The sequence below is a fragment of the Georgenia subflava genome (genome assembly GCF_009193155.1).
Classification (GTDB): domain Bacteria; phylum Actinomycetota; class Actinomycetes; order Actinomycetales; family Actinomycetaceae; genus Georgenia; species Georgenia subflava.
The window spans coordinates 670590-696869 of sequence record NZ_VUKD01000002.1 but is presented as its reverse complement, the minus strand read 5'-3'; the positions used below and the strand labels follow the sequence as shown (position 1 = coordinate 696869).

21 protein-coding genes and 1 pseudogene are annotated in these 26280 nt (G+C 73.7%); 10 read left to right on the top strand and 12 right to left on the bottom strand.

The window, feature by feature from the left end; all coding sequences use genetic code 11:
• Positions 1-48: 48 nt before the first annotated feature.
• The 4 genes from GD748_RS09690 to epsC all read left to right on the top strand — a co-directional run bounded on the left by GD748_RS09690 (position 49) and on the right by epsC (position 3261).
• Positions 49-408: a GntR family transcriptional regulator gene (locus GD748_RS09690; protein WP_152194944.1), complete on the top strand. Its 360-nt coding sequence runs from the start codon at positions 49-51 to the stop codon at positions 406-408.
• Positions 405-1412, top strand: coding sequence for an SdpI family protein (locus tag GD748_RS09685; protein ID WP_152194943.1), 1008 nt, complete (start codon positions 405-407; stop codon positions 1410-1412). The genes GD748_RS09690 and GD748_RS09685 overlap by 4 nt, the downstream gene beginning before the upstream one ends.
• A 321-nt stretch (positions 1413-1733) precedes the next feature.
• Positions 1734-2669 carry a cysteine synthase A gene (cysK, locus tag GD748_RS09680; protein ID WP_152194942.1) on the top strand — a complete coding sequence of 312 codons (936 nt, stop codon included), beginning with the start codon at positions 1734-1736 and terminating at the stop codon, positions 2667-2669.
• Between the two features lie 22 nt (positions 2670-2691).
• A complete protein-coding gene (gene epsC / locus GD748_RS09675) occupies positions 2692-3261 on the top strand; it encodes a serine O-acetyltransferase EpsC (protein ID WP_152195094.1) in 570 nt (189 codons plus the stop codon).
• A 46-nt stretch (positions 3262-3307) separates the two neighbouring features.
• Here the strand turns inward: epsC and GD748_RS09670 are convergent, their stop codons facing one another.
• Together GD748_RS09670 and GD748_RS09665 are read right to left on the bottom strand one after the other, a co-directional pair.
• Entirely contained in the window at positions 3308-4270 is a 963-nt protein-coding gene (locus tag GD748_RS09670; RefSeq protein WP_152194941.1) for an Fpg/Nei family DNA glycosylase, read from the bottom strand.
• Positions 4263-4625 (bottom strand): MGMT family protein, encoded by a 363-nt coding sequence (locus GD748_RS09665; protein ID WP_152194940.1) that lies wholly within the window; start codon positions 4623-4625, stop codon positions 4263-4265. Before GD748_RS09665 ends, GD748_RS09670 begins: the two co-directional genes overlap by 8 nt.
• 21 nt (positions 4626-4646) lie before the next feature.
• On the opposite strand from GD748_RS09665, the gene GD748_RS09660 reads away from it, so the two are divergent.
• Positions 4647-5333, top strand: coding sequence for a hypothetical protein (locus GD748_RS09660; RefSeq protein WP_152194939.1), 687 nt, complete (start codon positions 4647-4649; stop codon positions 5331-5333).
• Between the two features lie 252 nt (positions 5334-5585).
• Positions 5586-6887, top strand: a complete 1302-nt coding sequence (locus tag GD748_RS09655) for a GNAT family N-acetyltransferase (RefSeq protein ID WP_152194938.1) — start codon at positions 5586-5588, stop codon at positions 6885-6887.
• 175 nt (positions 6888-7062) lie between these two features.
• Here the strand turns inward: GD748_RS09655 and GD748_RS09650 are convergent, their stop codons facing one another.
• Positions 7063-9129 carry a cytidylate kinase family protein gene (locus GD748_RS09650; protein WP_193312902.1) on the bottom strand — a complete coding sequence of 689 codons (2067 nt, stop codon included), beginning with the start codon at positions 9127-9129 and terminating at the stop codon, positions 7063-7065.
• Between the two features lie 247 nt (positions 9130-9376).
• Positions 9377-9826, bottom strand: coding sequence for a ribose-5-phosphate isomerase (locus tag GD748_RS09645; RefSeq protein WP_152194937.1), 450 nt, complete (start codon positions 9824-9826; stop codon positions 9377-9379).
• A 172-nt stretch (positions 9827-9998) separates the two neighbouring features.
• Here GD748_RS09645 and GD748_RS09640 point away from each other — a divergent pair, with 172 nt between their 5' ends.
• Positions 9999-12017, top strand: coding sequence for a M13 family metallopeptidase (locus GD748_RS09640; RefSeq protein WP_152194936.1), 2019 nt, complete (start codon positions 9999-10001; stop codon positions 12015-12017).
• 16 nt (positions 12018-12033) lie between these two features.
• On the opposite strand, the gene GD748_RS09635 is transcribed toward GD748_RS09640, so the two are convergent.
• The 3 genes from GD748_RS09635 to GD748_RS09620 all read right to left on the bottom strand — a co-directional run bounded on the left by GD748_RS09635 (position 12034) and on the right by GD748_RS09620 (position 14819).
• On the bottom strand, positions 12034-13260 hold the full coding sequence (locus tag GD748_RS09635) for an MFS transporter (RefSeq protein WP_226921058.1): 1227 nt from the start codon (positions 13258-13260) through the stop codon (positions 12034-12036).
• Between the two features lie 4 nt (positions 13261-13264).
• Complete coding sequence (locus GD748_RS19495; RefSeq protein WP_193312901.1) at positions 13265-13858, bottom strand: hypothetical protein; 594 nt, start codon at positions 13856-13858, stop codon at positions 13265-13267.
• Between the two features lie 337 nt (positions 13859-14195).
• Positions 14196-14819 carry a mycothiol-dependent nitroreductase Rv2466c family protein gene (locus GD748_RS09620; protein WP_152194934.1) on the bottom strand — a complete coding sequence of 208 codons (624 nt, stop codon included), beginning with the start codon at positions 14817-14819 and terminating at the stop codon, positions 14196-14198.
• A gap of 389 nt (positions 14820-15208) precedes the next feature.
• Here GD748_RS09620 and pepN point away from each other — a divergent pair, with 389 nt between their 5' ends.
• Complete coding sequence (gene pepN, locus GD748_RS09615; protein WP_152194933.1) at positions 15209-17788, top strand: aminopeptidase N; 2580 nt, start codon at positions 15209-15211, stop codon at positions 17786-17788.
• Between the two features lie 499 nt (positions 17789-18287).
• On the opposite strand, the gene GD748_RS09610 is transcribed toward pepN, so the two are convergent.
• Genes GD748_RS09610 through GD748_RS09600 form a run of 3 tightly spaced genes read right to left on the bottom strand, consistent with a single transcriptional unit; the run spans position 18288 to position 19653 of the window.
• Positions 18288-18971, bottom strand: coding sequence for an HAD family hydrolase (locus GD748_RS09610; RefSeq protein ID WP_193312900.1), 684 nt, complete (start codon positions 18969-18971; stop codon positions 18288-18290).
• The gene (locus GD748_RS09605; RefSeq protein WP_152194932.1) at positions 18968-19426 is read right to left on the bottom strand and encodes a PTS sugar transporter subunit IIA; all 459 of its coding nucleotides are present in this window, start codon (positions 19424-19426) and stop codon (positions 18968-18970) included. Before GD748_RS09605 ends, GD748_RS09610 begins: the two co-directional genes overlap by 4 nt.
• Complete coding sequence (locus GD748_RS09600) at positions 19423-19653, bottom strand: glucose PTS transporter subunit EIIB (protein WP_152194931.1); 231 nt, start codon at positions 19651-19653, stop codon at positions 19423-19425. The genes GD748_RS09605 and GD748_RS09600 overlap by 4 nt, the downstream gene beginning before the upstream one ends.
• A 328-nt stretch (positions 19654-19981) precedes the next feature.
• Between GD748_RS09600 and GD748_RS09595 the strand changes: the two are divergent.
• Positions 19982-21310 (top strand): annotated as a pseudogene (locus tag GD748_RS09595) (PTS transporter subunit EIIC); the annotation flags it as partial.
• Between the two features lie 413 nt (positions 21311-21723).
• On the opposite strand, the gene malQ reads toward GD748_RS09595, so the two are convergent.
• Positions 21724-23886: a 4-alpha-glucanotransferase gene (malQ, locus tag GD748_RS09590; RefSeq protein ID WP_152194929.1), complete on the bottom strand. Its 2163-nt coding sequence runs from the start codon at positions 23884-23886 to the stop codon at positions 21724-21726.
• A 96-nt stretch (positions 23887-23982) separates the two neighbouring features.
• On the bottom strand, positions 23983-24213 hold the full coding sequence (locus GD748_RS09585) for a glucose PTS transporter subunit EIIB (RefSeq protein WP_152194928.1): 231 nt from the start codon (positions 24211-24213) through the stop codon (positions 23983-23985).
• Between the two features lie 317 nt (positions 24214-24530).
• Here GD748_RS09585 and ptsP point away from each other — a divergent pair, with 317 nt between their 5' ends.
• The gene (ptsP, locus tag GD748_RS09580) at positions 24531-26264 is read left to right on the top strand and encodes a phosphoenolpyruvate--protein phosphotransferase (protein WP_152194927.1); all 1734 of its coding nucleotides are present in this window, start codon (positions 24531-24533) and stop codon (positions 26262-26264) included.
• The last annotated feature ends 16 nt before the right edge of the window (positions 26265-26280 follow it).

Here is a 26280-nt window from a genome sequence, read left to right as displayed (position 1 = left end):
CCGCTCACAACTTGCTCTAGTTGGGCTAGAACAAGTACGCTCTGCGTCATGCTCCTCCGTATCGACCCGACGTCGCCCCAGCCGCTGTTCGAGCAGCTGGCCGGGCAGGTGCGCGCCGCGGTGGTCGCCGGCGAGCTGCACAGCGGCGAGCGCCTCCCGTCGGCCCGCGAGCTCGCGACGTCGCTGGACGTCAACCAGCACACCGTGCTGCACGCCTACCAGCAGCTGCGTGACGAGGGCCTGCTCGAGCTGCGGCGCGGCCGGGGCGCCGTCGTCACCGCGCACGCGGCCGAGCACTACGAACGACTGGGCGACGCTCTCGCCCAGGTACGCAGCGAGGCCGAGGCCCTCGGTCTGCCGCTGACCGCCGTTGCCGCCATGATCGCCAGACCCGAGGAGAACCAGTGACTGCCCCGACGGACCGTATGCCACTCCCCCACCGCGGCCGTGCCTGGGCGCTCGGCGTGATCCTCCCCGTGCTGATCACCGGTACGGGCTGGGTCCTGGTGGCGTCGATGCTCCCGCGCCTGCCCGAGCAGGTCGCGCTGCACTGGGGCGTCGACGGCGTCGACCGGGTGGGCCCGGTCAGCGAGCTGGTGACGGTGAACGCGGTCCTGGGCGGCATCAGCCTGGTCGTCCTCGCCGTCCTGGCAGTGGTCACCGGCCGCACCTCGCTCACCCGCCGCCTGGTCCTGGGCCTCGCCACCGGCTCCGCCGTCTTCTTCACCGGACTGCTGCTCACCCAGGTGCTCGCGCAGGTCGACCTCACCGACCCGTATGCCGCCCGCGAGCCTGACCTCGCGATGACCCTGACGACGGTCGCGGCCGTGGTTGCGGGCGGTCTGGCGGCCGCGCTGGCCGGCGGAGACCCGGACCTGCCGGCGACGACCGCCCTTCCCGGGGACGCGCCGCGCACCGCGCTCGGTGCGGGCGAGCGCGCCGTCTGGACGCGGCGGGTCACGGCCACCCGCTCGATGCGGCGCTGGGGCGGGCTGGCCCTCGCCCTCTACATCGGGTTCAGCCTGTGGCTGGCGCTCGTCACCGACAGCTGGTTCGTCGCCCTGCTCATGCTGGCGATCGTGCCTCTCGTCCTCACCATGCTCGTCTGGGACGTCCGCGTCGATGCCACCGGACTCGCCGCCCGCGGCGCCATGGGCTGGCCGCGCCAGCACGTTCCGGCCAGCGAGGTCGAGCGGGCCGAGGTCATCGAGGTCTCCCCGTTCGCCGAGTTCGGCGGGTGGGGGCTGCGGACGAACGTGACCGGCGCGACCGGCGTCGTCATCCGCCGCGGCGAGGCCATCTCGGTCGCGCGCAGCGGGGGCCGGCGCTTCGTCGTCACGGTCGACGACGCCGCCGCCGGCGCGGCGCTGCTGAACACCTTCGCCGAACGGGCCCGGACCGCCGCGCACTAGGTCGCCGGTGCGCGTGACGCGACTCACGCGCTAAGGTGATTGAGGCTTCAAGGCCGATGACGTTCGCGTCCCGATCGAGACGTGACGCCGTGGCCGCATCGAGGAGAGAGGACCCGCAGTGCGCACCACGTCCGCTGCCCGCCCGGCCCTCGTGCTGCCCGTCTGCTGCTGCCTCTGTCGGTAGAGCGCCTGGCTCTAGCGTGCGGCCGAGGCCCGCATGCCGGGCGCTCCGGCCCCACCCACGGCGCGCTGCGCCGTACCCACCCCCACCCTCCGGAGCCGGCGTCCCCGGTCCGGCCGCACCCCAGGAAGAGGACCACCATGGCCACGATCTACAACAACGTCACCGAGCTCATCGGCCGTACCCCGCTCGTCCGGCTCAACCGGCTGACCGACGGCGCGGGCGCGACAGTTCTCGCCAAGCTCGAGTTCTACAACCCCGCCAACTCCGTCAAGGACCGCATCGGAGTCGCGATCATCGACGCCGCCGAGGCGTCCGGCGAGCTACCGGCCGGCGGCACCATCGTCGAGGCCACGTCCGGCAACACCGGTATCGCGCTGGCCATGGTCGGTGCCGCGCGCGGGTACAAGGTCGTCCTCGCGATGCCGTCGTCGATGTCCAACGAGCGCAAGGCCCTGCTGCGCGCCTTCGGCGCCGAGCTCATCCTCACCGACCCCGCCGGCGGCATGAAGGGCGCCGTCGAGAAGGCCAACGAGATCGCCGCCGAGCGCGAGGGCGCCGTCCTCGCCCGCCAGTTCGCCAACCCCGCCAACGTCGAGATCCACCGCAAGACCACCGGCGAGGAGATCTGGGCCGACACCGACGGCGGCGTCGACGTCCTCGTCTCCGGCATCGGCACCGGCGGGACGATCACCGGGGCCGGTCGCCTGCTCAAGGAGCGCAAGCCCGAGGTCAAGGTCGTCGCCGTCGAGCCGGCCGAGTCCCCGATCCTCAACGGCGGCAAGCCCGGACCGCACAAGATCCAGGGCCTGGGCGCGAACTTCGTCCCGGAGATCCTCGACACCGACGTCTACGACGAGGTCGTCGACGTCGACGTGGCGACGGCCGTCGAGTACGCCCGGCGCGCCGCTACCGAGGAGGGCCTCCTCGTGGGCATCTCCTCCGGTGCCGCGCTCGCCGCCGCCGCACAGCTGGCAAAGCGCCCCGAGCTCGACGGCAAGACGATCGTCGTCGTCGTCCCCGACTTCGGTGAGCGCTACGTCTCCACCCTGCTGTTCGAGGGCCTGGCCGACTGACGTGCACGACTCCCGCGTGCCGATGCGCCAGCTCCTGCTGGATGACCTGCAGGCTGCGCGCCGCCGCGACCCGGCGGCGCGCACCCTGCTCGAGGTCGCCCTGGCGTACCCCGGCGTGCACGCCCTGTGGATCCACCGGGTCGCGCACCGGATGTGGCACGCGAGCCCGCTGCTGAAGCTGCCGGCCCGGCTGATCTCCCAGGCTGCCCGGACCCTGACGGGCATCGAGATCCACCCGGCGGCGACGCTGGGCCGGCGGCTGTTCATCGACCACGGCATGGGGGTGGTCATCGGCGAGACCGCCGAGGTGGGCGAGGACGTCGTGCTCTTCCACGGCACCACCCTCGGCGGGATCTCGATGAGCCGGGGGAAGCGGCACCCCACGGTCGGGGACCGGGTGGTCATCGGGGCCGGCGCGAAGGTGCTGGGACCGGTGCGGATCGGCTCCGACGCCAAGGTCGGCGCCAACGCCGTGGTGGTGAAGGACGTGCCGCCCCGCGCCGTCGCCGTGGGGGTGCCGGCCCGCCCGCGCCCCGCCCACCCGGCAGCCCGCGAGCTCGACCCGTGGGCCGATCCCGCGATCTACATCTGAGGCCAGCCCCTGGGCCTCGCTACCGCCGCGCCCGTCCGCGCAGCGATCACGACCGACGCGGCGCACGCTGGCAGCGCGGGCACCAGAACAGCCGGCGCCCCTGCATGAGCGCCTCGGCGACCTTCGTCCCGCAGACCAGGCAGGGCCGGCCCGACCGCTGGTAGACGTACCACCGGTCGTCCTCCTCCTGGCGGTCCTCCGGCCTGGTCGTCACGATCCTGCCGGTGGCCACGCCGTCGGCCATGAGCTCGGCCAGGTCCTGCCACACGCGGCGCAGCCGTGCGGCGGGGACGTCGCGGCCCAGCCGCAGCGGGTGCAGGCGGGCGCGGTAGAGAGCCTCGGCGCGGTAGATGTTGCCGACCCCGGCGATCACCGCCTGGTCCATCAGGAGCTCCCCGACGGCGCGGCGACGCGCACGCACCCCGGCGACGAACGCCGCCTCGTCACCGTCGGGCCGCAACGGGTCCGGACCCAGCCGGGCGTGCACCTCGTCCTTCTCCTCCGCGGTGACGACCTCGCACGCCGTCGGGCCCGTGAGATCGGCCACGCCGTTGTCGCCGAGCAGGCGCACGCGCACCGCGCCGCGCGGCGCGGGCGGGTGCCAGACCCCGTTCGACCCCGGCGCCTGCGGGCCCCCTCCGTCGGTGCCCGCCGCGTCGGACTCCTCCGCTCCTGCGGGCAGCGGTGCGGCGACCTCCTCCTCGGCGACGCGACGGCGCGGCGCCCCGATCGCGTGCGGGGCGTGGAAGGTCTCGTCGCCGTCGAAGGTCCAGGAGCCGTACAGGCCCAGGTGCACCCGCAGCCAGCGGACGTCGGCGAGGTCCGCCGGTGCGGCGAACCCCAGGAACAGGTGCTTGCCGTGCGCCTCGGTCGCGGCGAGCACGCGCCCGTCCAGAAGCGCCGCACCTGCCGCGAACCGCCCCTGCGGCGAGCTGACCTGCAGCTGCGTCCCGCCGAACAGCTCCGCGAACGCGTAGCCGAGCCGGTGGACGGTGTGCCCCTCAGGCATGCGTCTCCCCCGTCGTCGCCGGCGCGTGCCAGCGGGCCGGCGCGTCCCACAGCGCCCGCTCCAGGTCCACCCGCACGGGCACGAGCAGGCTCAGGGGCGTGCCCTCGGCGCGGTAGTGCTCCAGCGCCCGGCCCCGCAGCTGGCGCGGGAGCGTGCCGTCCGCGCGCACCACCCGCCACCAGGGGACCTCGGCGCCGTACGCGGCCATCACCGAGCCCACGTGCCGGGGATGTCCGTGCCCCGTGAGCGCACGCACGGCCTCCGCGACCAGCCCGTAGGTGGTCGCCAGACCCGGCGGGACCTGGTCGGCGACGTCGAGCACGAGCTCCGCGAGCTCCGTCCGTTCTTCGTCCACCCGCCTATGATCGCAAGCACCATGAGCATGCACACCACCGAGACCCCGCAGCACTCCACCCGCTGCGAGCACTGCGACGACTCCGTCCCCCACGAGCACCTGGACGTCAGGGCCCTGGTGACCCGGTCCGCCGACCGGGCGCGCACGCGGGCGTTGCGCATGCTCGCCGTGGCGGGCGGTCTCGCCGTCGTCACGGCCGTGGTCGGCGTGACGATCGCCGGCCCGGGTCGTGCGTTCGGCGCCCTCGGCGTCGCTGTCCTCGGGTGGCTGCTGGTCACCGCGGTCGCCGTCGCCGCCGTCGGGGTGGGGCGGGCCCGGACGTCGGACGCCCGGGCCCTCGTGCTCGCGGCCCTGGTCTCGGCCGGTCTGGCCCCGCTCGTCGCGCTCGCCGTCGCCGCACTCGGTGGCGGCTGGTCCGGCGCGCTGGTGGCCGGCTCCGCCTGGCTGCTGTGCGGTGCGGTGGCCGACGTCGTCCGGTCCCGGACCTGGCGTCGGCTCCTGCTCACCCCCGGCGAGGCGGGCGAGCACGCCCGCGCCCGTGCGGTCGCCGAGCGCGACAGCTCGCGGGACCTCACGCGCTGGCTCGCCCAGGGCGTCCTGGTCGGTGCCTCGACCTGGCTGCTGGGGGTGCTGCCCCTCGCCGTCGTGGTCCTGGTGCCGCTGGCGGTGGCCCTCGCCGCCGTCACCGCCCGTCCCGTGGCGCGATAGTCCGTCACCGCCCGTCCCGTGGCGCGATAGTCCGTCACCGCCCGTCCCGTGGCGCGATAGTCCGTCACCGCCTCCCGTGGCGGCGCGACGGGCCGGCAGCGCGCGGGACGTGTCAGGCGTTCTCGGCGCGCACCGACGGCACGGGACCGACGGCACGGGACGCTCGTCGCACGGCAAACGTCTCGTGGTCCCCGTCGCCCGGCAGTCGATAATCCGTCGCCGCGCGGGGCGCCCACCTGCGACGCTGGGCGCATGACGACCCTGCACCGCACCACCTCGACAGTCACGCCGACGGCGGTCCCCGCCGGTTACCGGATCGCCGAGCTCGACGACGTCGCGGACCGTGCGGCGACCATCGAGCTCGACAAGTGGGCCTTCGCCTTCGAGCTCACGCCGGAGGACGACGCCGTCGCCGTGTGGGAGCTCGAGCCCGGCCGCACCGTCGGGGTCTGGGACGAGCGCGACGCCGGTGCGCCCCGGCTGGCCGCGGTGCACTCCTCCTTCGCCTTCACCCTTCCCGTGCCCGGCGGGGAACGGCTGCCCACCGCCGGGCTGACCTGGGTGGGCGTCCACCCCGGGCACCGTCGGCGCGGCCTGGCCCGCGCGATGCTCACCACCCACCTGGCCCGCTCGATCGAGCGTGGCGAGGTGCTCTCCGCCCTCTACGCGGCCGAGACCGGCATCTACGGCCGGTACGGCTACGGCGTGGCCACCCAGCACGCCAGGCTGACCGTGGGCCGCGGTGCGCAGCTGCGGGACGTGCCCGGCGCCGACGAGCTCGTCGTCGAGCTCGACCGGCTCGACCCCGCCCGGCACGGCGAGGCGATCCAGCGGGTCCACACGGCTGTGGACCGTCCGGGCTGGATCCACCGCGACACCGAGGCGCTGCGTGCCGGCCACCTGCTGGACTGGCCGTCGGCACGGCGGGACGCCGAGAGGGTCAGCGTCGCCCTGGTCCGCACCCTCGACGGCGAACCGCGCGGCTACGCCCTCTTCCGGCGGCAGGGCAAGTGGTCCGACGCGGGCGTGCCGGAGGGCATCGTGAAGCTGCGTGAGTCCGTGGCGCTGGACGCGCCCGCGGCGCGGGCGCTGTGGGGAACGCTGACCGACCTCGACCTCATGGCGAGCGTCGAGACGGCGGCCCTGCCGGTGGACGACGCCCTGCTGCACCTGCTGACCGACCTGCGCGGCGCCAAGGTGCGGATCTTGGACGACGTCTGGATCCGGCTGCTCGACGTCCCTGCCGCCCTGAGCGCGCGCCGGTACCAGGCGCCTGTCGACGTCGTGCTCGAGGTGCGTGACGAGCTCGTCCCCGCCAACGCCGGACGCTGGCACCTGCGCGGGGGCCCGGAGGGTGCCACCGCCGAGCCCACGCCCGACGCGGCCGACCTGGTCCTCGACGTCGCCGACCTCGCATCGGCCTACCTCGGCGGGACGTCACTCGCGGCGCTCGCCGCGGCGGGACGCGTCGAGGAGCGCACCCCCGGTCGCCTCGCACCGACGGCGACCGCGTTCGGGTGGCCGGTCGCGCCGGTCAACAGCTGGGGGTTCTGACCCCGACGGGACCGCCGCCCGAGACCGGGACCGGGAGCGGGAGCGGGGAAGATCACCACGACCAGGGTGATCTCCCCCGGTCTCTTGGTGCGATGCAGCGTGCTGGGGTCAGGAGAAGGCAGCGGGCTGGATGGCAGCAGCGGGCTGGGTAGGAGCAGCGCGCTGTGTCGCGGCATCAGGCCGGGTACTTGTGCCGGTAGGCCTCGATGATGAGGTCCACCACGTGCCCGTAGGTGAACGTGCCGGTGTTGATGACGAGGTCGTAGTGCTCCTCGTCGTCCGGGTCCCAGCCGTAGAGCCGCCGGGAGATCTCCGCACGGATCTCGTCCTCGTGCGCCACCAGCTCGCGCGCACGCTCTGGCGCCACTCCGACGTCGGCCGCGACGCGCGAGACCCTGAGCTCCGTCGGCGCCGTGAGGCGGATGTGCAGGGCGCCGACCGCCTTGCCCAGGATCACGGTGCCGTTGCGGCCGACCAGCACGCCGCCGTCGCGCAGAGAGTCGATGACGCTCCGGGTGTTCTCCACGACCATGGCGTAGTCGGAGGTCGCCTCGGCCCCTCGAGCCAGGTCCGTGTCGTTCGTCGCGGTGTACGCGACGCTGCGCACGAAACGCTCCCAGGCCCCGGCCGACCTCAGTCCGGCCGGGGCGGTGGCCGCGACCTGCGCGGAGCTCATGGCCTGCCCCACGAACGGCACGTCGAGCCGCTCGGCCACCCTCGCGGCGATGGTGGTCGCCCCGGAGCCGTACTCCCCGAAGAAGGTGACGACCGGTCGGATACCGCGCGATGTGACGATCGTGGTGCGGCCGTCCCCCAGCTGCGCGTCCGCCGGCACCGCCCCGCCGCCGGTCGTCGCCGCCACGCCCTGGGTCCGCCGTTCGGTGAGCTCGGCGACGAGCTCGCGGTGCTGCTGCGTGGTGAGCGGATAGAGGAGCATGATCAGGGCCGCGACGACACCCAGCACCGCCGGCACCGCACCGGTGGCGACCCGGATGCCGAGGACCGCGTCCGCGGTCTGGGTCGGCGCGGCAGCCACGTAGCCGAAGGCGCCGATGACCGCGGCGCCGATCGCTCCCCCGAGCCCCTGGCCCGACTTGCGCACGAAGGAGAGGACGGAGTAGCTGCCGCCCTCGGAGCGCACGCCGGTGCGCCACTCGCCGTAGTCGACCGTGTCGGCCTGCATCGAGAACATCAGCGCGTTCGAGCCGCCGGAGCCGACGCCGAAGATGAACCACGCGATGATCGCGATGAGCAGCGCCTGGCCGCCGGCGGGCACGAGGAAGACGAGCACGTACCCGAGCACGGCCACGCCCGCCATCGTGACGTATCCCCCTCGCTTGCCGAGGCGCACGGTGATGGTCGGGACCAGCGAGGCAGCGAGGACGGTCCCCACCGTCTGCCCGAGCATCAGGAACGTGAAGTACCCGGCGTTGCCGAGCACGTCGCGGGCGTAGTACATGCCCACGGCACTCATGGTGAACATCGCGCCGAGGAGGAAGAACGCGCCGGCGCACAGCACGAGGAGAGGCTTGTTGTGCCGGACCATCGACAGGGTCCGCGCGAGCTTGACCTTGCCGGGACTGCGCGGCACCACCTCGCGCGTGTTGCGGAAGCAGAGCAGGTAGAGCACCACCGCGATCACGCCGAGCGCCGCAGCCGTGAGGGTGAACCGCAGGCGGACGCCGTCGGCGGCGGTGTCCTGGAACTGAGGCGAGACGACGGCGGACAGCACCACCCCGGTGACCGCGGAGGCGATCGAGCGCGCACCGGAGAGCCGTGAGCGGTCCACCGAGTCCTGCGTCATCGCGGCCGCGAGCGAGCCGTAGGGGATGTTCACGAAGGAGTAGACGAGCTGGAAGAGCGCGTCGAACAGGAACACCCAGGCGATCGCCTGGGTCACGGTGAGGTTCGCGGGTGCGCTGAACAGCAGCACGAACACGATCGCGAGCGGCGTGCTGCCCCACAGGATCCACGGACGGAGCCTGCCCCAGCGGGTGTTCGCCCTGTCCACCGTGCTGCCGGCGAGAAGGTCCGTCACGCCGGCCCACACCTTCGTGACGGCGTAGATCGTGCCTGCCGCGGCGGCAGGGATACCGGCGATGTCCGTCATGTAGACCATGAGGAACGTCGAGGTCATCAGGAAGGACAGGTTGTTCGCCACATCGCCGAGCGCGTAGGAGAGCACCCTCGGCCTCGACAGCCTGGGTGCCGCCTCCGGCCGTGCCGTGGTGGATGTGGTCATGCCCCCGCTCGTCCGCCCCTCCTCAGGTGGCGGAGCCGTCGCACCGCGCGCCGGGACGCCACCCCTGCTCGATCATGACTTGCCCGGGCGGCGTCCGCACTGCCAGGACGCGACGACGGCGCGCGCGAGCGGGGAGGATCACCTCAGCCTTGGCGCAGGTGATGTTCCCCGGCCGCTCTCGGGACCGAGGTCATCGCATCTTCCCGACGCGGCGCCAGCACGACCCAAGAAGCCGCCGCCCCGATCGTCAGCGCCCGGCCTCGAAGGCGCTCAGCAGGTCGATGCGGCGCTGGTGGCGCGCCTCGCCGGAGAACGGCTCGGCCAGGAAGGCCTCGACCAGCCCGATCGCCTCGTCCACGGAGTGCTGGCGCGCCCCGATCGAGATGACGTTGGCGTCGTTGTGGGCGCGCGCGAGGGTGGCGGTCTCGGTGTTCCAGGCGAGCGCGGCCCGCACGCCCGGGACCTTGTTGGCCGCGATCTGCTCGCCGTTGCCCGAGCCCCCCAGCACGATGCCGAGCGAGCCGGGGTCGGCCACCACGGCCTGGCCGGCGGCGAAGCACATCGGCGGGTAGTCGTCCTCGGCGTCGTAGGCGGCCGCGCCGTGGTCGACGACGTCGTGGCCGGCTGCCGACAGGTGCTCGACGATGGCGACCTTCAGCTCGAACCCGGCGTGGTCGGCGGCGATGTGGATGCGCATGGGGTCATTGTGCCGCGTACGGCTCCCGCCCGCGGCGCTCCACCACCGCCGCGCCGCGCACCGGGGGACGTCACCGCCCTTCCGCACGGTCCGGCATCCTGTCCTCGCGCCGACGCGGTGCCGTCCGCGCAGCGACGTGTCCACGTCGCGGTCCCTGCCGTAGGGTCGGAGGATGACCACGACGAACGTGAGCGACTCCGCCCCTGCGATGAGCGACCTCGAGGCCATGGACACCTCGGTGCGTCCGCAGGACGACCTGTACCGGCACGTCAACGGCAGCTGGCTGGCGAGCCACGTCATCCCGGCCGACCGGTCCCGGGACGGCTCCTTCCACGCGCTCCGCGACCGCAGCGAGGAGCGGGTCCGCACGATCATCGAGGAGGCCGCGGCCGGCACGTCGAGCTCCGGCAGTCCCGAGAACGCCCGCAAGATCGGCGACCTGTACTCCTCGTTCATGGCCACCGAGCGCATCGAGACGCTCGGCGCCGCACCGCTGCGCGCCGACCTGGACCTGCTGACCGCGGCCCTCGACAAGGACGCACTCACCCGGGCGATGGGCGCGCTGCAGCCCACCGGTGTGGGCGGCGCCGTCGGCTACGGCGTCGACACCGACCTCAACGACCCGGAGAGCTACGTCGTCTTCTTCTGGCAGTCCGGCCTCGGCCTGCCGGACGAGTCGTACTACCGGGAGGACACCCACGCCGCGACCCGCACCGCGTACGTCGCGCACGTGGCCACGATGCTCGCGCTGACCGGCCTGGTGACCGAGGCCGAGGCCATGGGCGCCGCCGAGCGGGTCATGCAGGTGGAGACCACGCTCGCCGCCGGGCACTGGGACAAGGTCAAGTCCCGCGAGGCGGACCTCATCAACAACCCGATGAGCTGGGCCGAGCTGGTCGCGAGCGCCCCGGGCTTCGACTGGGAGACCTGGCGCGACGCGCTCGGCGTGCCGGCGGGGGCGTTCGACCGGCTGATCGTGGCGATGCCCTCGTTCCTCACCGACTTCGCCCGCGCCTGGGCATCCCTCGACGCCGACTCGTTGCGCCTGTGGCTGACGTGGCACGTGGTGCACGCACGCGCCCCGTACCTGCCCGAGGCGTTCGTCGCGGAGAACTTCGACTTCTACGGGCGCGAGCTCACCGGGGCCGAGGAGCTGCGCGAGCGGTGGAAGCGCGGCGTGTCCCTGGTCGAGGGCGCCCTCGGCGAGGCCGTGGGCGAGCTCTACGTGGCGCGCCACTTCCCGCCGGAGCACAAGGCCGCCATGCAGCGGCTCGTGGACAACCTCATCGCCGCGTACCGCGAGTCGATCTCCGGGCTCGACTGGATGGGCGCGGAGACCAAGGTGCGCGCCCTGGACAAGCTCGAGGCGTTCACCCCCAAGATCGGCTACCCGGACAAGTGGCGTGACTACTCGGCCCTGGAGATCGCCGAGGAGGACCTGCTCGGCAACGTGCGCGCCGCGAACCTGTTCGAGGAGCGCAGGGACCTCGCCAAGCTGGGGAAGCCGATGGACCGGGACGAGTGGTTCATGCCGCCGCAGATGGTCAACGCTTACTACAACCCGACCATGAACGAGATCGTCTTCCCCGCCGCGATCCTCCAGCCCCCGTTCTTCGACCCCGAGGCCGACGACGCCTGGAACTACGGCGGTATCGGTGCGGTGATCGGGCACGAGATCGGGCACGGCTTCGACGACCAGGGCTCGAAGTATGACGGCACCGGGCGGCTCACGGACTGGTGGACCGAGACGGACCGCACCGAGTTCGAGCAGCGCACCAAGGCCCTGATCGAGCAGTACGACGCGTTCTCCCCCACCCAGCTCGACGGCAGCCACAAGGTCAACGGAGCGCTGACGATCGGCGAGAACATCGGCGACCTCGGCGGGCTGTCGATCGCCATCAAGGCCTACGAGATCGCGCTGCGGGAGCAGGGTAGGTCAGGGCTCGCCGACGCACCCGAGGTGGACGGTCTCACCGGGCTGCAGCGGGTCTTCTACTCGTGGGGCCGGATCTGGCGGGAGAAGGCTCGCGATGCCGACGCGATCCGGCTGCTGAGCATCGACCCCCACTCGCCCGCAGAGTTCCGCTGCAACGGGGTGCTGCGCAACATGGACGCCTTCGTGGAGGCATTCGACGTTCAGCCCGGCGACGCGCTGTACCTCGGCGCCGAGGAGCGCGTGCGCATCTGGTGACCGACCGGCCGGCCCCTCAGCCGATCAGGGTCGAGGGGCCGGGCGTACCGGTGCGGCGCTCGAGCAGGACCGCACCGACCGCCAGGAGCAGGCCCGCCAGCGCCAGCACAACACCGGCCCAGGCCGGGGCGAGGAAGCCGTGGCCGGCGGCGATCACGAGGCCACCCACCCAGGCCCCGAGCGCGTTGCCGATGTTCAGCGCGCTGTGGTGCAGCGCCGCCCCCAGCGAGGGGCCCTCGCGGGAGACGTCGAGCAGCCGGGTCTGCAGCGCGGGGCCGATGAACTGGCTGCCGACGGCGACGGCGAGGACGAGCACCAGGGCGGGCACCGGGGCGGTCGCCCAGGCCGCGAAGGCCGCCAGCGTCACCGCCATCGCCGCGAGCCCGGTGAGGATCGCGCCGTGCACCGACCGGTCGGCGAGCCGGCCACCCAGCAGGGTGCCGAGGGTCATCCCGACGCCGAACAGTGCGAGCACCCAGGGCACGTGCCCCTGCGCGATCCCCGCGACCTCGGTCATGGTCGGCGTGATGTAGCTGTAGACGGCGAACATGCCGCCGAACCCGATGGCGCCGGTGCCGACGGCCAGCCACAGCTGGGCCGAGCGCAGGGCGGTCAGCTCGCGCCGCGCCGTCGCGCCCGCCCGCACCGGGACGGCGGGAACCCGGCGCCAGACCGCGACGGCGCCGACCAGGGCGACGACCGTGACGAGCCAGTACAGGGAGCGCCAGCCCAGAGACTGACCCAGCGCCGTCGAGACGGGCACGCCGAGCATCGTGGCGACGGTGAGGCCCACCATCACCATGGAGACGGATCGGGCGCGCCGCTGGGGCGGCGAGACGGCCGAGGCCACCACGGCCGCGATCCCGAAGTACGCCCCGTGCGGCACTCCGGCGAGGAAGCGGGCACCGAGCGCGGTCGCCAGGGTGGGGGCCAGCGCCGAGAGGGCGTTGCCGACGGCCAGGGCCAGTGCGAGCGCGACGAGCAGCCCGGTGCGCGGTGCGCGCGGCGTCGCCAGGATGATCACCGGGGCGCCGACCACCACGCCGAGGGCGTAGGCGGAGACGAGCCAGCCGGCCTGCGGGATGGTCGCCGAGAAGGTGTCGGCGATCTGGGGCAGCAGTCCCATGGTCGCGAACTCGGTGGTCCCGATGGCGAAGCTGCCCACGGCCATGGCGAGCAGCGCCGCCGACAGCCTGCGGGACGGGAGCGCACCGGTCAGCCCGGCGGACGGGGCCGTCGTCACGCGGTCACGACAGGGTGTACGCCGCGCGGCGCAGGGCGAAGGAGTAGCCGCTCTCGTCGTGGGTGCAGGTGATGCCGGTCTCGTCCGAGTCGCAGGTGAAGCCCTGGGCACTCTCCTGCTCGCCGTAGCCGAGGGCGGGCACTCCCGCGGCGTCGATGCTCAGCTCCTGGCCGGAGGTGTCGCACACCAGGGCGGCGCCCTCCTCGGTGACCTCGATGAAGTGGCCGACGGTGCCGTCGCACTCCTCGACCTCCGCCTCCGGGATCTCGTCGGCGTACTCGAACGCGGAGATGCCGCACAGCGCACGGTCCGCGTCGATGCTGCAGCCGATGTTGCCGCTCGGGCTCACGAAGTCCCACGTGACGGCGGACAGGTCCTCGCCGGGGGGCTCGGTGGTCTCCTCGGTCACGGTGGGGGCAGGCGTGGCGGGCGTGGTGGGCGTCGTCGGCGCGGCGGACGCGGGGCTGGGATCCTCGGTGGTGGCGCCGTCGCCCAGCCGCAGGGCGAGCATGACGGCGAAGGCGAGGAGCAGGACGACGGAAAGGACGACGACCGCGATCTCGCCGCCGCGCAGCCGCCCGTTACCTGCCTGGGCCATCCACAACTCCTCGTTCGCGATACAGGTCGCCGGACACGCTACGCCGCCACGCGCGCAACCTCACGTCCCGCTGCGGTTCCGTGGTGCACCTCTCAGCAGACCCGGGACGGTGCCAGGTGCCGCGCCGTCGCCGATCGAAGGCCTGGCCGTCGCCGGTCGAGCGACCCGCCGTGGTCGATCGAAAGCCGCGCCGTCGTCCGGTCGAAGGCCCCACCGTCGCCGGTCCAGCGCCCCGCCGTCGTTCGGTCTCGAAGGTCCCGCCGTCGCCGGTCCAGCGCCCGGCCGTCGCCGGTACGGTCGAGCGCCCCGCCGTCGCCGGTCGAGGACCCCGCTGTCGTCAGTCGAAGACGGGACCAGAGGTGCGGCTGCGCTTGAGCTCGTAGAAGCCCGGGGTCGAGGCGACCAGGACGGCCCCGTCCCAGAGCTTGCCGGCGTCCTCGCCCTTCGGCGCGGGCGTGACCACCGGCCCGAAGAAGCCCACGCCGTCGACGGACACGACCGGGGTGCCGACGTCGTCGCCGACGAGGTCGAGGGCGCGCTGGTGGGAGGCGCGCAGCGACTCGTCGTACTCGTCGGAGTCGGCGTAGCGGGCCAGCTCGGCCGGCAGCCCCACCTCGGCGAGAGCCTCGCTGATGACGGCCTCGAGGTCGTCGCCGCGCTCCCCGGGGTGGATCCGGGTGCCGAGTGCGTCGTAGAGCGGCTTGACGACGTTCGCGCCGTGCTGCTCGCGGGCCGCGTTGACCACGCGCACCGGACCCCAGGAACGGTCCATGAGGGCGGCGTAGTCCTCGGGCAGGTCCCGGCCCTCGTTGAGCACCGAGAGGCTCATCACGTGCCAGCGCACGTCGATGTCGCGGACCTGCTCGACCTCACCGATCCAGCGCGACGTCATCCAGGCCCAGGGGCACATGGGGTCGAACCAGAAGTCGGCGGTGTGGGTGGTGGTGTTCGTGTCGGTCATGGGCTCATCCTGCGTCAGGTCCGCCGTCGCGCGCGAACCGTCCCACCGCTTGGTGGACACACGGTGCCGTCGCAGCGACGGGACAGCGGGCGCGGCGCTGCGCGGCGCGCGGCGCGGCGCGCGGCGCGGCACGCGGTGCCACGGCGTGGCCTGCGGAACGGAGCCGGCAGGGCACCGGCCGGCAGGGACTGGCCAGCAGGGACTGCCCGGCACGGTGGGCCGGCAGTTCACCCGTCCCCACTCGCTCACCGTCGGTCATCTCCCCCGCGGACCGGTGGGAATTGGTTCGGCCCGCTGCTACGGGCGGTGGCAGGATCGGGGCCGGTGCGCCACCGACGCACCGCCCGCCCGGGTCCGGCCACCGCCGCGCCCGCACCCGAAGGAGCGCAATGCCCGGAGAGAACCTCACCCGCGCCGAGGCCCGGCAGCGGGCCGCGACAGTCACCACCTCGGCCTACGACGTCGTCCTCGACCTCACCCGCGGCGCGAAGGCCTTCGGCTCGACGACGACCATCCGGTTCGACGCCGAGCCGGGCGCCAGCACCTTCGTCGACCTCATTGCCGAGTCGGTGGAGCGGGTGGTGCTCAACGGGGACGAGGTGGATCCGGGTGCGTTCGACGGCACGCGCATCGCGGTCGAGGGCCTGGCCGCCGAGAACGTGCTGGAGGTCGTCGCGACCTGCCGGTACATGAACACCGGCGAGGGGCTGCACCGGTTCGTAGACCCGGTCGACGACGAGGTCTACCTGTACTCCCAGTTCGAGGTGGCCGACTCCCGGCGAGTCTTCGCCGTCTTCGAGCAGCCCGACCTCAAGGCCGCGTTCACGTTCACGGTCACGGCACCGGCGCACTGGACCGTCGTCTCCAACACCGCGACACCCGAGCCGGAGCCGGTCGGTGACGACGTCGCGACCTGGCGGTTCTCCCCCACCCAGGTCATCTCCTCCTACCTCACGGCGATCGTGGCGGGCCCGTACCACCGCGTCACCGGCGAGCTGACCTCCACGGACGGGCGCACGATCGACCTCGGCGTGTACTGCCGGGCCTCGCTGGCCGAACACCTCGACGCCGAGGAGATCATGGCCATCACCCGGGCCGGCTTCGCCTTCTACGAGGAGGCGTTCGACTGCCCGTACCCGTTCACCAAGTACGACCAGCTCTTCGTGCCCGAGTTCAATGCCGGCGCCATGGAGAACGCCGGCGCGGTGACCTTCCTGGAGAACTACGTCTTCCGCTCCAAGGTGGCCGAGGCCACCGTCGAGCGACGGGCGGTGACGATCCTGCACGAGCTCGCGCACATGTGGTTCGGCGACCTGGTCACGATGCGCTGGTGGAACGACCTGTGGCTCAACGAGTCCTTCGCCGAGTACGCCTCCCACCTGGCCACCGCCGAGGCCACCCGCTGGACCAGCGCCTGGACCACCTTCTCCTCGCTGGAGAAGTCCTGGGCGTACAACCAGGACCAGCTCCCCTCCACCCACCCGATCGTCGCCCCGATCAACGATCTCGAGGACGTCGAGGTCAACTTCGACGGCATCACGTACGCCAAGGGCGCCTCGGTGCTCAAGCAGCTCGTCGCCTGGGTCGGCAAGGACGCCTTCCTCGCCGGCGTGCGTCGGTACTTCGCCCGGCACGCCTACGGCAACACCGAGCTGTCCGACCTGCTCACCGAGCTCGAGGCCACCTCCGGACGCGAGCTCACCAGCTGGTCGAAGGTGTGGCTCGAGGAAGCCGGCGTCACGCTGCTGCGCCCGGACGTCGCCACCGACGAGACGGGCACCATCACCTCCTTCGCGCTCGTCCAGGAGGCCCCGGCCGAGCATCCGACCCTGCGCCCGCACCGCCTGGTGGTCGGCGGGTACGACGTCGTCGGCGACGGCGCCGCCGCCCGCCTCGAGCGGGTGGTCCGGGTCGAGATCGACGTCGACGGCGCCCGCACCGAGGTGCCGGACCTCGTGGGCCGCCGCCAGCCGGACCTCGTGCTCGTCAACGACGAGGACCTCGCCTACGCCAAGGTTCGCCTCGACGAGGCCTCGCTGGCGACGGCGGTGGAGCACCTGGGCGGCTTCACCGACTCGCTGCCGCGGGCGCTCGTGCTCGCCGCCGCCTGGGACATGACCCGGGACGGGGAGTGGTCGGCCAGGGAGTTCGTGGACCTGGCGCTGCGGGCCGTCGCAGGCGAGTCCGACTCCTCGGTCGTCCTGGTGCTGCTGCGGCAGGTGGCCACCGCGCTCGGCTCGTACGTGGCGCCCGAGGCCCGTGACGAGGTCGGCCACTCGGTCGCCGCGCGGCTACTCGAGCTCGCCCGAGGCGCCGACGCCGGTTCCGACACCCAGCTCCAGCTCGTCCGGGCCCTCGCCGCGCACGCGGTCGCGGACGAGCACCTCGACGTCCTCGCCGGACTCCTCGACGGAAGCGCGGAGCTGCCCGGGCTGCGCGTGGACACCGACCTGCGGTGGACGCTCCTGCAGGGGCTGGTCGCGGGCGGACGGGCCGGCACCGGTCAGATCGACGCCGAGCTGGAGCGCGACGCCACCGCCACGGGTCAGCAGCAGGCGGCCCGGGCCCGGGCGGCGGTCCCGACGGCGGAGAACAAGGCGGAGGCATGGCGCGACGTCGTCGACTCCGACACCCTGCCCAACGCAGTCCAGGCCAACGTCATCGGCGGCTTCGGGCAGGTGCACGACCGCGCCCTGCTCGTACCGTTCGCGGAGCGCTACTTCGCGGCGCTGGAGCAGGTGTGGGAGCAGCGCACCAACGAGATGGCGCAGAACATCGTCACGGGCCTGTACCCGGGCAAGCTCGCCGGGCTCGCCGATCGGCACGGTGTCGACGTCGTGGCCCTGACCCAGTCCTGGCTGGACGACCACCCGACGGCGCCGCCGGCGCTGCGGCGGCTCGTCGCGGAGAACCTCGACGCCGCGCGCCGCGCCCTGCGCGCCCAGGAGGCCGACCGCTCCCGAGCCTGACCGCCACCGGTCGCCAGCCGCAGACGCGCAGGAGGCCACCGCGCCCCGAGCCCCGACCACCACCGGTCGCCGGTCGCCCACGCGCAGGAGGCCCACCGCACCTGAGCGCCAACTGCAGCAGTCACCGGCCCGCCGACACACAGGGTGCCCACGGCCCCGAGCCCCGACCGCCAGCAGTCGCCAGCCAGCCGACGGCGCCAAAGCCACCGCAACCGCCACCGCCACCGGCCTCGGACCCGTTCAGGCCGAACCCACCAAATTTGACTGCTGATGTGGTCGTTATAGCGACCAGATCGGCAGTCAAGTTTGCGGGTAAACGTGAATCAGAGCTGGGGGCGACAAGGGCGCAACACGGCCAGCCCGTCTCAGCGCGACCAGCTCGTCAGGGCGGCCTCCCGTCACCGCGACCAGCCTGTATCAGCGCGGCCAGACCGGCAGCGCGGCCGCGCGGCGGGGCGGCCGCGCGGCGGGGCGGCCGCGCGGCGGGGCGGCGACCCAGTCAGCGCGGGACGAGCTCGGTGAGGTCGGGCACCACGGCGTGCGCCCCGGCCCTGCGAAGGGTCTCGTCGTCGTGGCTGGTGCTCACCCCGAGCACCAGCCCGACACCGGCACCGCGGGCCGCGGCGAGACCGGCGGGCGTGTCCTCGGCTGCCACGCAGGCGGCCGCGTCGACGCCGAGCACCTCCGCACCGAGGCGGTACGGGGCGGGGTCGGGCTTGCCGACCTCGACCAGCTCGGCGGTGACCAGGGCGACGCCGAGGTCCGCGACGCCGAGCAGCTCGAGCGCCGCCGTCGCCCAGGCCTCGGTCGCCGAGGTGACGACGGCCACCGGCACGCCGGCCCCGCGCCAGCCGGCGACGGACTCCGCGGCACCGGGCACGGGCGCGGCCGGGTAGCGGCCGACGTCGAGGCAGGCGATGACCTCGTGGGCCAGCGTCATCGGGTCCTCACCCGTCCACGGCCCCTCCACGGAGGCGAAGACCTCCGCACCCCGGCGCCCGGCGAAGGCGTGGAGCATCTGGTCGGTGACGTCCCACCCACGTCGGGCGAAGTAGGTCTGGAACGCCGCCCGGTGCGTGGGCTCGGAGTCGACGAGCGTGCCGTCGAGGTCCAGGAGCAGCGCAGCGCCGGGCGCCCGCAGCGCGGCGTCCAGCCGCGCCGTCAGGGCGCCCGGACCACTCACTCCCAGGAGAAGAGCTCGTCGCCGGCCGCCACGGCGTCGCCCGGGGCGACGACGGTGGTCAGGGCCTCCGCGGAGCCCTCGAGGGCGATGACAGGGGTCACCGGGGAGCGGCCACCGGCGGCGACGTCCTTCGGCGACCAGGTGACGAGCAGTTGGCCGGCCGTGACGGCGTCCTTCTCCGCCGCGTGGAGCGTGAACCCCTCGCCGCCGAGCTGGACGGTGTCCAGGCCGAGGTGGACGAGCACGCCCTGACCCTCGCCCGTGAGGACGACGAACGCGTGCGGGTGGAGCTTCATGATCGTGCCGTCCACCGGCGAGCGCGCCTCGACCGACGCGACGTCGCCGGGGTCGACGGCGATCCCGGGACCGACGATCGCCCCGGAGAAGACCGGGTCGGGCACGTCCTCGAGCGCGAGGACCGTGCCGGCCACGGGTGCGAGGACCCGCAGGGTCACCGCAGGTCCTCGATGTCCTCGGCGATGGTGTCCGCCTGCGGTCCGACGACCACCTGGACAGCGGCACCCTGCTGGACGACGCCGTACGCACCGGCCGCCCGCAGGCCGGCCTCGTCGACCTTGGCCGGGTCCTCGACCTCCACCCGCAGCCGGGTGATGCACGCCTCCAGGTCCAGGACGTTCCCGTCCCCACCGAGCGCCGCGAGGATCTGCTCCGCCTGGCTCATGTTCCGCTCCCTGTCATCACGGTCGTGTCCGTGATCCTCCAGGCGGGGATCTCCCCGCCGTGCGCTCTCGCGCGCTCGCGCCAGACCGGGCCGGTCCAGTGATCCTGATGACACCGCGCGGCGCCGAGTGCTGTCAAGGCGAACGGCCCGCCAGTCCGACGGCGCGCTTCCTTGACAGGTCCTGCGGCCCGCGCTTCAGTGTGCGCGTCGGCCCGGGACGTCGGGTGCTGCCCGTCGCGCGGCGCCGTCGACGCCGGAGCGTCCCGGCGGTGCGCGTCCCACGCGCACGGGCTGTCGGGACGCCCCTCGACCTTTGGAGTCACCGACGATGACCACTGCAGCTGCAACCGGCACCGCCCGGCAGAAGCGCCATATCCCTGGCTTCGCCCAGGCCCAGCGGGTGGGCCGCTCGCTCATGCTCCCGATCGCGGTGCTGCCGGCCGCCGGTCTGCTGCTGCGGTTCGGTCAGCCCGACATGCTCGGCTCCGAGGGGGTGTCGAGCTGGAACGGCATGGGGTGGATGCAGCCGGTCGCCGACGTCCTCGCCGCGGCCGGCAACGCCGTGTTCGGCAACCTGCCGATCATCTTCGCCCTCGGCGTGGCGATCGGTTTCGCCAGGAAGTCGGACGGGTCGACGGCGCTCGCCGGCATCGTGGGCTACCTGACGTTCGCCGCGGTCCTCGACGCGCTCGCGCCGTACTTCGGTGCCGGCGCCGAGGGCGAGGAGACGATCAACTACGGCGTCCTCGGCGGCATCACGATCGGCATCATCGCCGCGGTCCTGTGGCAGCGGTACTACCGCACGAAGCTCCCGCCGTACCTGGCGTTCTTCGGCGGGCGCCGGCTGGTGCCCATCATCACCGCGTTCGTCGCGGTCATCGTCGCCGTGCTGTTCGCGCTGGTCTACCCGGCCTTCAACTACGTGATCGGCGGGTTCGGCGAGTGGGTCACCGACGAGGGCAACACCGTCATCGGCGGCTTCGTCTTCGGCACGGTCAACCGCCTGCTGATCCCGTTCGGCCTGCACCACCTGCTGAACAACCTCCCGTGGTTCCAGTTCGGTGAGTTCACGAACCCGGACACGGGGCAGGTGGCCCAGGGCGACATCTTCCGGTTCTTCGCCGGCGACCCCACGGCCGGCACGTTCATGACCGGGTTCTTCCCGATCATGATGTTCGCGCTGCCCGCCGCGGCCCTGGCGATCTGGCGTCACGCCAAGCCGGAGCGCCGCAAGGTGACCGGCGGCATCATGGTCTCGGTCGCGCTGACGGCGTTCCTCACCGGCATCACCGAGCCGCTGGAGTACGCCTTCGCCTACGTGGCGTTCCCGCTGTACGTGGTCCACGCCGTGCTCACCGGCACGTCGCTGGCCCTGGTCAACTGGCTCGACCTGCACCACGGCTTCACGTTCTCCGCCGGCGCGATCGACTACCTGCTCAACTTCGGCATCGCCACCGGCCCGATCTGGATCATCCCGATCGGCCTGGGCTATGCGGCGATCTACTACCTGATCTTCAGCTTCGCGATCAAGCGGTGGAACCTGCGCACGCCCGGGCGTGAGGAGGACGGCGACGTCGGCTCCGGGGCGCCCTCGGTGTTCGACGAGGCACAGGAGGCGGCCGCGGTCTCCACGGGCAAGCGTGCCACCGACGCGGAAGCGCCCGCCTCGCGGCGCCCGGACCCCGCCGGCGCGATCGCCGAGGACGTCTCCAAGGCCGCGCCCGAGCAGCGACGGGACCGGCCCGAGCCGGGCGACGCGACTGACCACCACGGCCGGGTCGAGACCACCGACCCGTCCATCTACGACGACCCGGCCCGCGCGACCGGGAAGGCGTACGAGGAGCGACGGCGCGACCGCGAGAAGGGTGACGGGACCACGCCGGCCTGATCGGCGCAGGGTCCCGACGCCTGCTCAGCGCGGCGCCACGGTGCCCCGGTCCTCAGCGGAGGACCGGGGCACCGTTCGCGTCCCGGCCGAAGGTCCGGCGGGTCCATGCCCGGATGTCCGTGACCGCGCCGTGCCGGACAAGGCCGGGCCGGACAGCGATGCGCCTCTCGTCCGGCGACGCCTCAGGCCAGCCGGTCGTCCTCGCCGAGCGCGCCGCGCACCGTCGCGACCAGCGAGAGCAGCCGGGGTGAGTCCGGCAGGTCCTCGATGAGCACGACCTCCTCGGCGCCGTCGGCCAGCGGCAGCTTCCAGTTCGGGTACTCGGTGTCCGTGCCCGGCTGGTTCTGCGCGCGCCGCTCCCCCACCGCGTCGGTGAGCGAGACCCCGACGAGGACCGCCGGGGTGCGCACCACGTAGGCGTGCAGCGCCTCGACGACCTCACGCTCGGTCGGGTCTGTCCCGACGAGGCCGTGCTGACGGAGCCGGGCGATCGTGCGTCGCCGCTCGGTGCCCGCCTCGGCGCGGACCGCCTCGACCGGTTCGGAGAGCAGGCCGAGGCGCTCGCGCAGGTCCACGTGCTCCTCGGCGAGGTAGCCCGCGACCGGCGGCAGGTCGTGGGTGTCGACGGTGGCGAGCACGAGCCTGCGGTAGTCGTCCGGCTCGAGCGGGTGCCCGTGGGCGTCCTTCTCGAACCACAGCACCGAGGTGCCCAGCACCCCGCGGTCGGCCAGGTAGTCCCGCACCCACGGCTCGACGGTGCCGAGGTCCTCGCCGATGACGGCGGCACCGGCGCGGGCCGCCTCGAGGACGAGGACGCCGACCATCGCCTCGTGGTCGTAGCGCACGTACGTGCCGTCCTCGGCGCCCATGCCGTCCGGGATCCACCAGAGACGGAACAGGCCGAGGATGTGGTCCACGCGAACCGCGCCGGCGTGCCGCAGCACGGTGCGCAGCATCTCGCGCAGCGGGGCGTAGGCGGTGCGGGCCAGCGCGTCGGGACGCCAGGGCGGCTGGGACCAGTTCTGCCCCTGCTGGTTGTACATGTCCGGCGGGGCGCCGACGCCGATGCCCTGCGCGAAGGCATCGCGCATCGTCCACGAGTCCGCGCCGCCGGGGTGCACCCCCACAGCGAGGTCGTGCATGACGCCCAGACCCATGCCGGACTCCTTGGCGACCCGCTGCGCACGGGCGAGCTGCTCGTCGGCCACCCACTGGAGCCAGACGTGGAAGTCGATGCGCTCGGCGAGCTCACGGCGGGCGCGGGCCACGAAGGGCGAGGCGATGTCGGACAGCTCGGCCGGCCACTGCCGCCCGGCGTAGCGCTCGTGCAGGGCGGACCACAGCGCGAAGTCCTCCAGACCCTGCCCCTCCTCGGCCCGGAAGCGCTCGAGCGAGCGCTGCCGGGACCGGGTGCGTCCGGCCGCATGGACGACCTCCAGCGCCTCGCGCTTGGTGGACCAGGACGCGTCGCGGTCGATCGGCGCGTTGGTGCGGTTGGCCGGCCGGACCTCCTCGGCCGCCCACTGCACGAGGGCACGCTGCGGGCCGGTGAGGTAGGCGGCCTCCGGCACCTCCTCGGGCCGGATGTACAGCGGGTTCACGAATCGGCGGGTCACCGGCAGGTACGGCGACGGCGTCATCGGCCCGCTCGGCTCGGCGGCGTGCAGCGGGTTGATGAGCAGGAAGTCGGCACCGAGGTCGCCGAAGCAGCTCGTCAGCTCGGCGAGGTCGGCCAGGTCGCCGACGCCCCAGGAGCGCTGCGAGCGCACCGAGTACAGCTGCGCCATGACGCCCCAGCCGCGGCCGGTCGCCACGGCCGGGCCGGGCAGCCGGTCCGGCGTGACGGCGAGCGGCGCCCGGCTCACTCCGGCGCCGGCGACCTCGGCGACGATCTCGTGCCAGCCCTCGGGCAGGTCCGCGGGGAGGACGAAGGTCGCGCGGCCGGTGCGGACGCCGTCGACCTCGCGCGGCTCGACCCAGTCGTCGCGCTGCGTGAGCTCCCAGCGTCCGCCGTCCTCCAACGCCACGTGCACGCTCACGGCGGCGCCGTCCGGCAGGTGCACGCGGAGGTCGTGCTCACGCCCGGCCCGCACGACGACGGAGGGCGGCAGCACCGAGCGCCACGGGGCCAGCTCGACGTCGACCAGGGCGAGCCGTACCTCGTCCTCCGTGCCGGCCACGACACCGAGTGCGCCGAGCACGGCCCGGATCGTCGGCGCCGAGACCACGCGGTGGTGACCGGTGAAGTCCCAGAACTCCGTCGCCACACCCAGGGCGTCGGCGAGCTCCCGCAGGGCGGGGGTGGGTGACTCGGTCGCCGGGGCCGGCACCGGGGTCGAGGTCATGGGGCTCCTAACTCCGCCGCGACGATCGCCTGCATCAGTCGCCGATCCTGCCAGAGCAGGCACCGCCCCGGACGCACCGCCGGCGGCGGTGCGGGCTCACAGCAGCCCGGAGATCTCCTCGGCGAGCCCGTCGGCCTCGGGGCCGATGACGATCTGCACGACCCGGCCCGAGCGGACCACCCCGAACGCCCCGGTGGCCTTGAGGTCCGCGTCACCCACGACGGCCGGGTCCCGGACCTCCACGCGCAGACGGGTGATGCACGGCTCGACGTCGACGACGTTCGGCGCACCTCCCAGGGCGGCCAGGATGCTCTCGGCCTTGCTCATCGGTGATTCCTCCACAGGTCTCAGCGGCGTGTGCGGGTCCGGTCCCCCGGCTGCCCGCCTCCGACGAGCCTACCTGTGCAGCACCCGGCGTCCCACCTGATCGAGGACGTCCACCAGGCGCTGGCCCCTCGAGAACAGGGGCGCCGAGGGAGCACAGCCCCAACAGGGACCAAGGCTCCCGCCGGGCACAGCTCCAGCCAGAACCAGAGCTCCCACCGGACACCGCCCGACCCGGAACCACGGCTCCGCCGCGCGGCATCGCGCCGCCGGCGCGCCAGGCGGCATGATGGCGGCAGCATCAGGGACAGGAGCACGCCATGAGCACCGACCGACGAGGCACCGACGCCTCGCCCACGGGCACCCGGGAGTCCGCGCAGCGAAGCGCACTGCTGCAGGGGGTCGGCGTCAGCCCCGGCCTCGCCGCGGGCGGGGTCGCACAGGTGAGCCCGCCGGCCGGGGAGCCGCCGGCCGACCCGCCGCCACCGGGGACCGCCGAGGCCGACGCCGACCGCATCCCGACCGCGGCGCAGGCGGTCGCCGCCGCCCTCGAGGCCGCGGCGGCGACCGTGGACGGCGAGCGCAAGGAGCTGCTGGAGACCACCGCCCAGATGGCCACCGACCCCACGCTGGTCGGTGCGGCCGTGAAGCAGGTGCGCGAGGGCGGCACCTCGGCGCCGCGAGCCGTCTGGGAGGCCGCCGCCGGGGTGGCCGAGCAGCTGCGCGCCCTCGGCGGTTACATGGCCGAGCGGGCCCGGGACGTGGCGGACGTGCGAGACCGGATCATCGCCGAGCTCACGGGTGCAGCGGTGCCGGGAGTCCCGCACCGCACCGAGCCGTTCGTCCTGGTCGCCACCGATCTCGCACCCGCGGACACCGCCCTGCTGGACCCCGCCCAGGTCCGGGCCATCGTCACCGCCGAGGGCGGCCCGACCTCGCACACGGCGATCCTCGCGCGCGGCCTCGGCATCCCCGCCGTCGTCGGCCTTCCGGACGCGCTCGCGGCGCTGCCCGAGGGCACGGTCGTGCTCGTCGACGGCGGGGCCGGCACCGTCGAGATCGATCCCGACGCCGAACGCGTGCGCCAGGCGGAGGAGCGCTCCGCCGTCGTCCGCACGTTCGACGGGCAGGGCCGCACCGCCGACGGGCACCGGGTCTCCCTGGTCGCCAACGTCGGGGACCCGGCGCAGGCCCGGGCCGCCGCCGAGGCGGGGGCCGAGGGCGTGGGGCTGTTCCGCACCGAGTTCTGCTTCCTCGACCGCGACGCCGAGCCCTCGCTCGAGGAGCAGGTGCGCGCCTACCGCTCCGTGCTGACCGAGTTCCCGGGCCGCAAGGTCGTGGTGCGTACCCTCGACGCCGGCGCCGACAAGCCCCTGCCCTTCGTCACCGACGTCGACGAGGCCAACCCGGCGCTGGGGGTGCGCGGGCTGCGGACGGCGCGGCGGGCGCCGGACGTGCTGGAGAACCAGCTCGCCGCGATCGCAGCCGCGGCCGCCGCGGAGGAGGCCGACGTCTGGGTGATGGCGCCGATGGTGGCGACCGTCGCCGAGGCCGAGGACTTCGTCGAGGCGTGCGCCCGGCACGGTCTGGACACCGCAGGTGTGATGGTCGAGGTGCCGAGCGCCGCGCTGCTCGCCGGCCCGATCCTCGCGCGGGCCGCCTTCGCGTCCATCGGCACCAACGACCTGACCCAGTACGCCATGGCGGCGGACCGGCTGCTGGGCTCGCTGGCCGAGCTCAGCGACCCGTGGCAGCCGGCCGTGCTGCGCCTGATCGAGGCCACCTGCACCGGCGGCGCCCAGCAGTCCCGGCCGGTGGGGGTGTGCGGGGAGGCGGCCGCCGACCCGGCCCTCGCCGTCGTCCTGACCGGTCTGGGAGTCTCCAGCCTGTCCATGACGCCCCGCGCCCTGGCCGACGTCGCCGCCGTGCTGGCGGCGACGGATCTGGCCACGTGCCGGCGGCTGGCCCGAGCCGCCGTCGACGCAGAGTCGGCGCTGGAGGCGCGCACGCGGGTCCGCGACGGTCTGCCGGTGCTGGCCGAGCTCGGTCTGTGAGGGATGATGGAGCGGT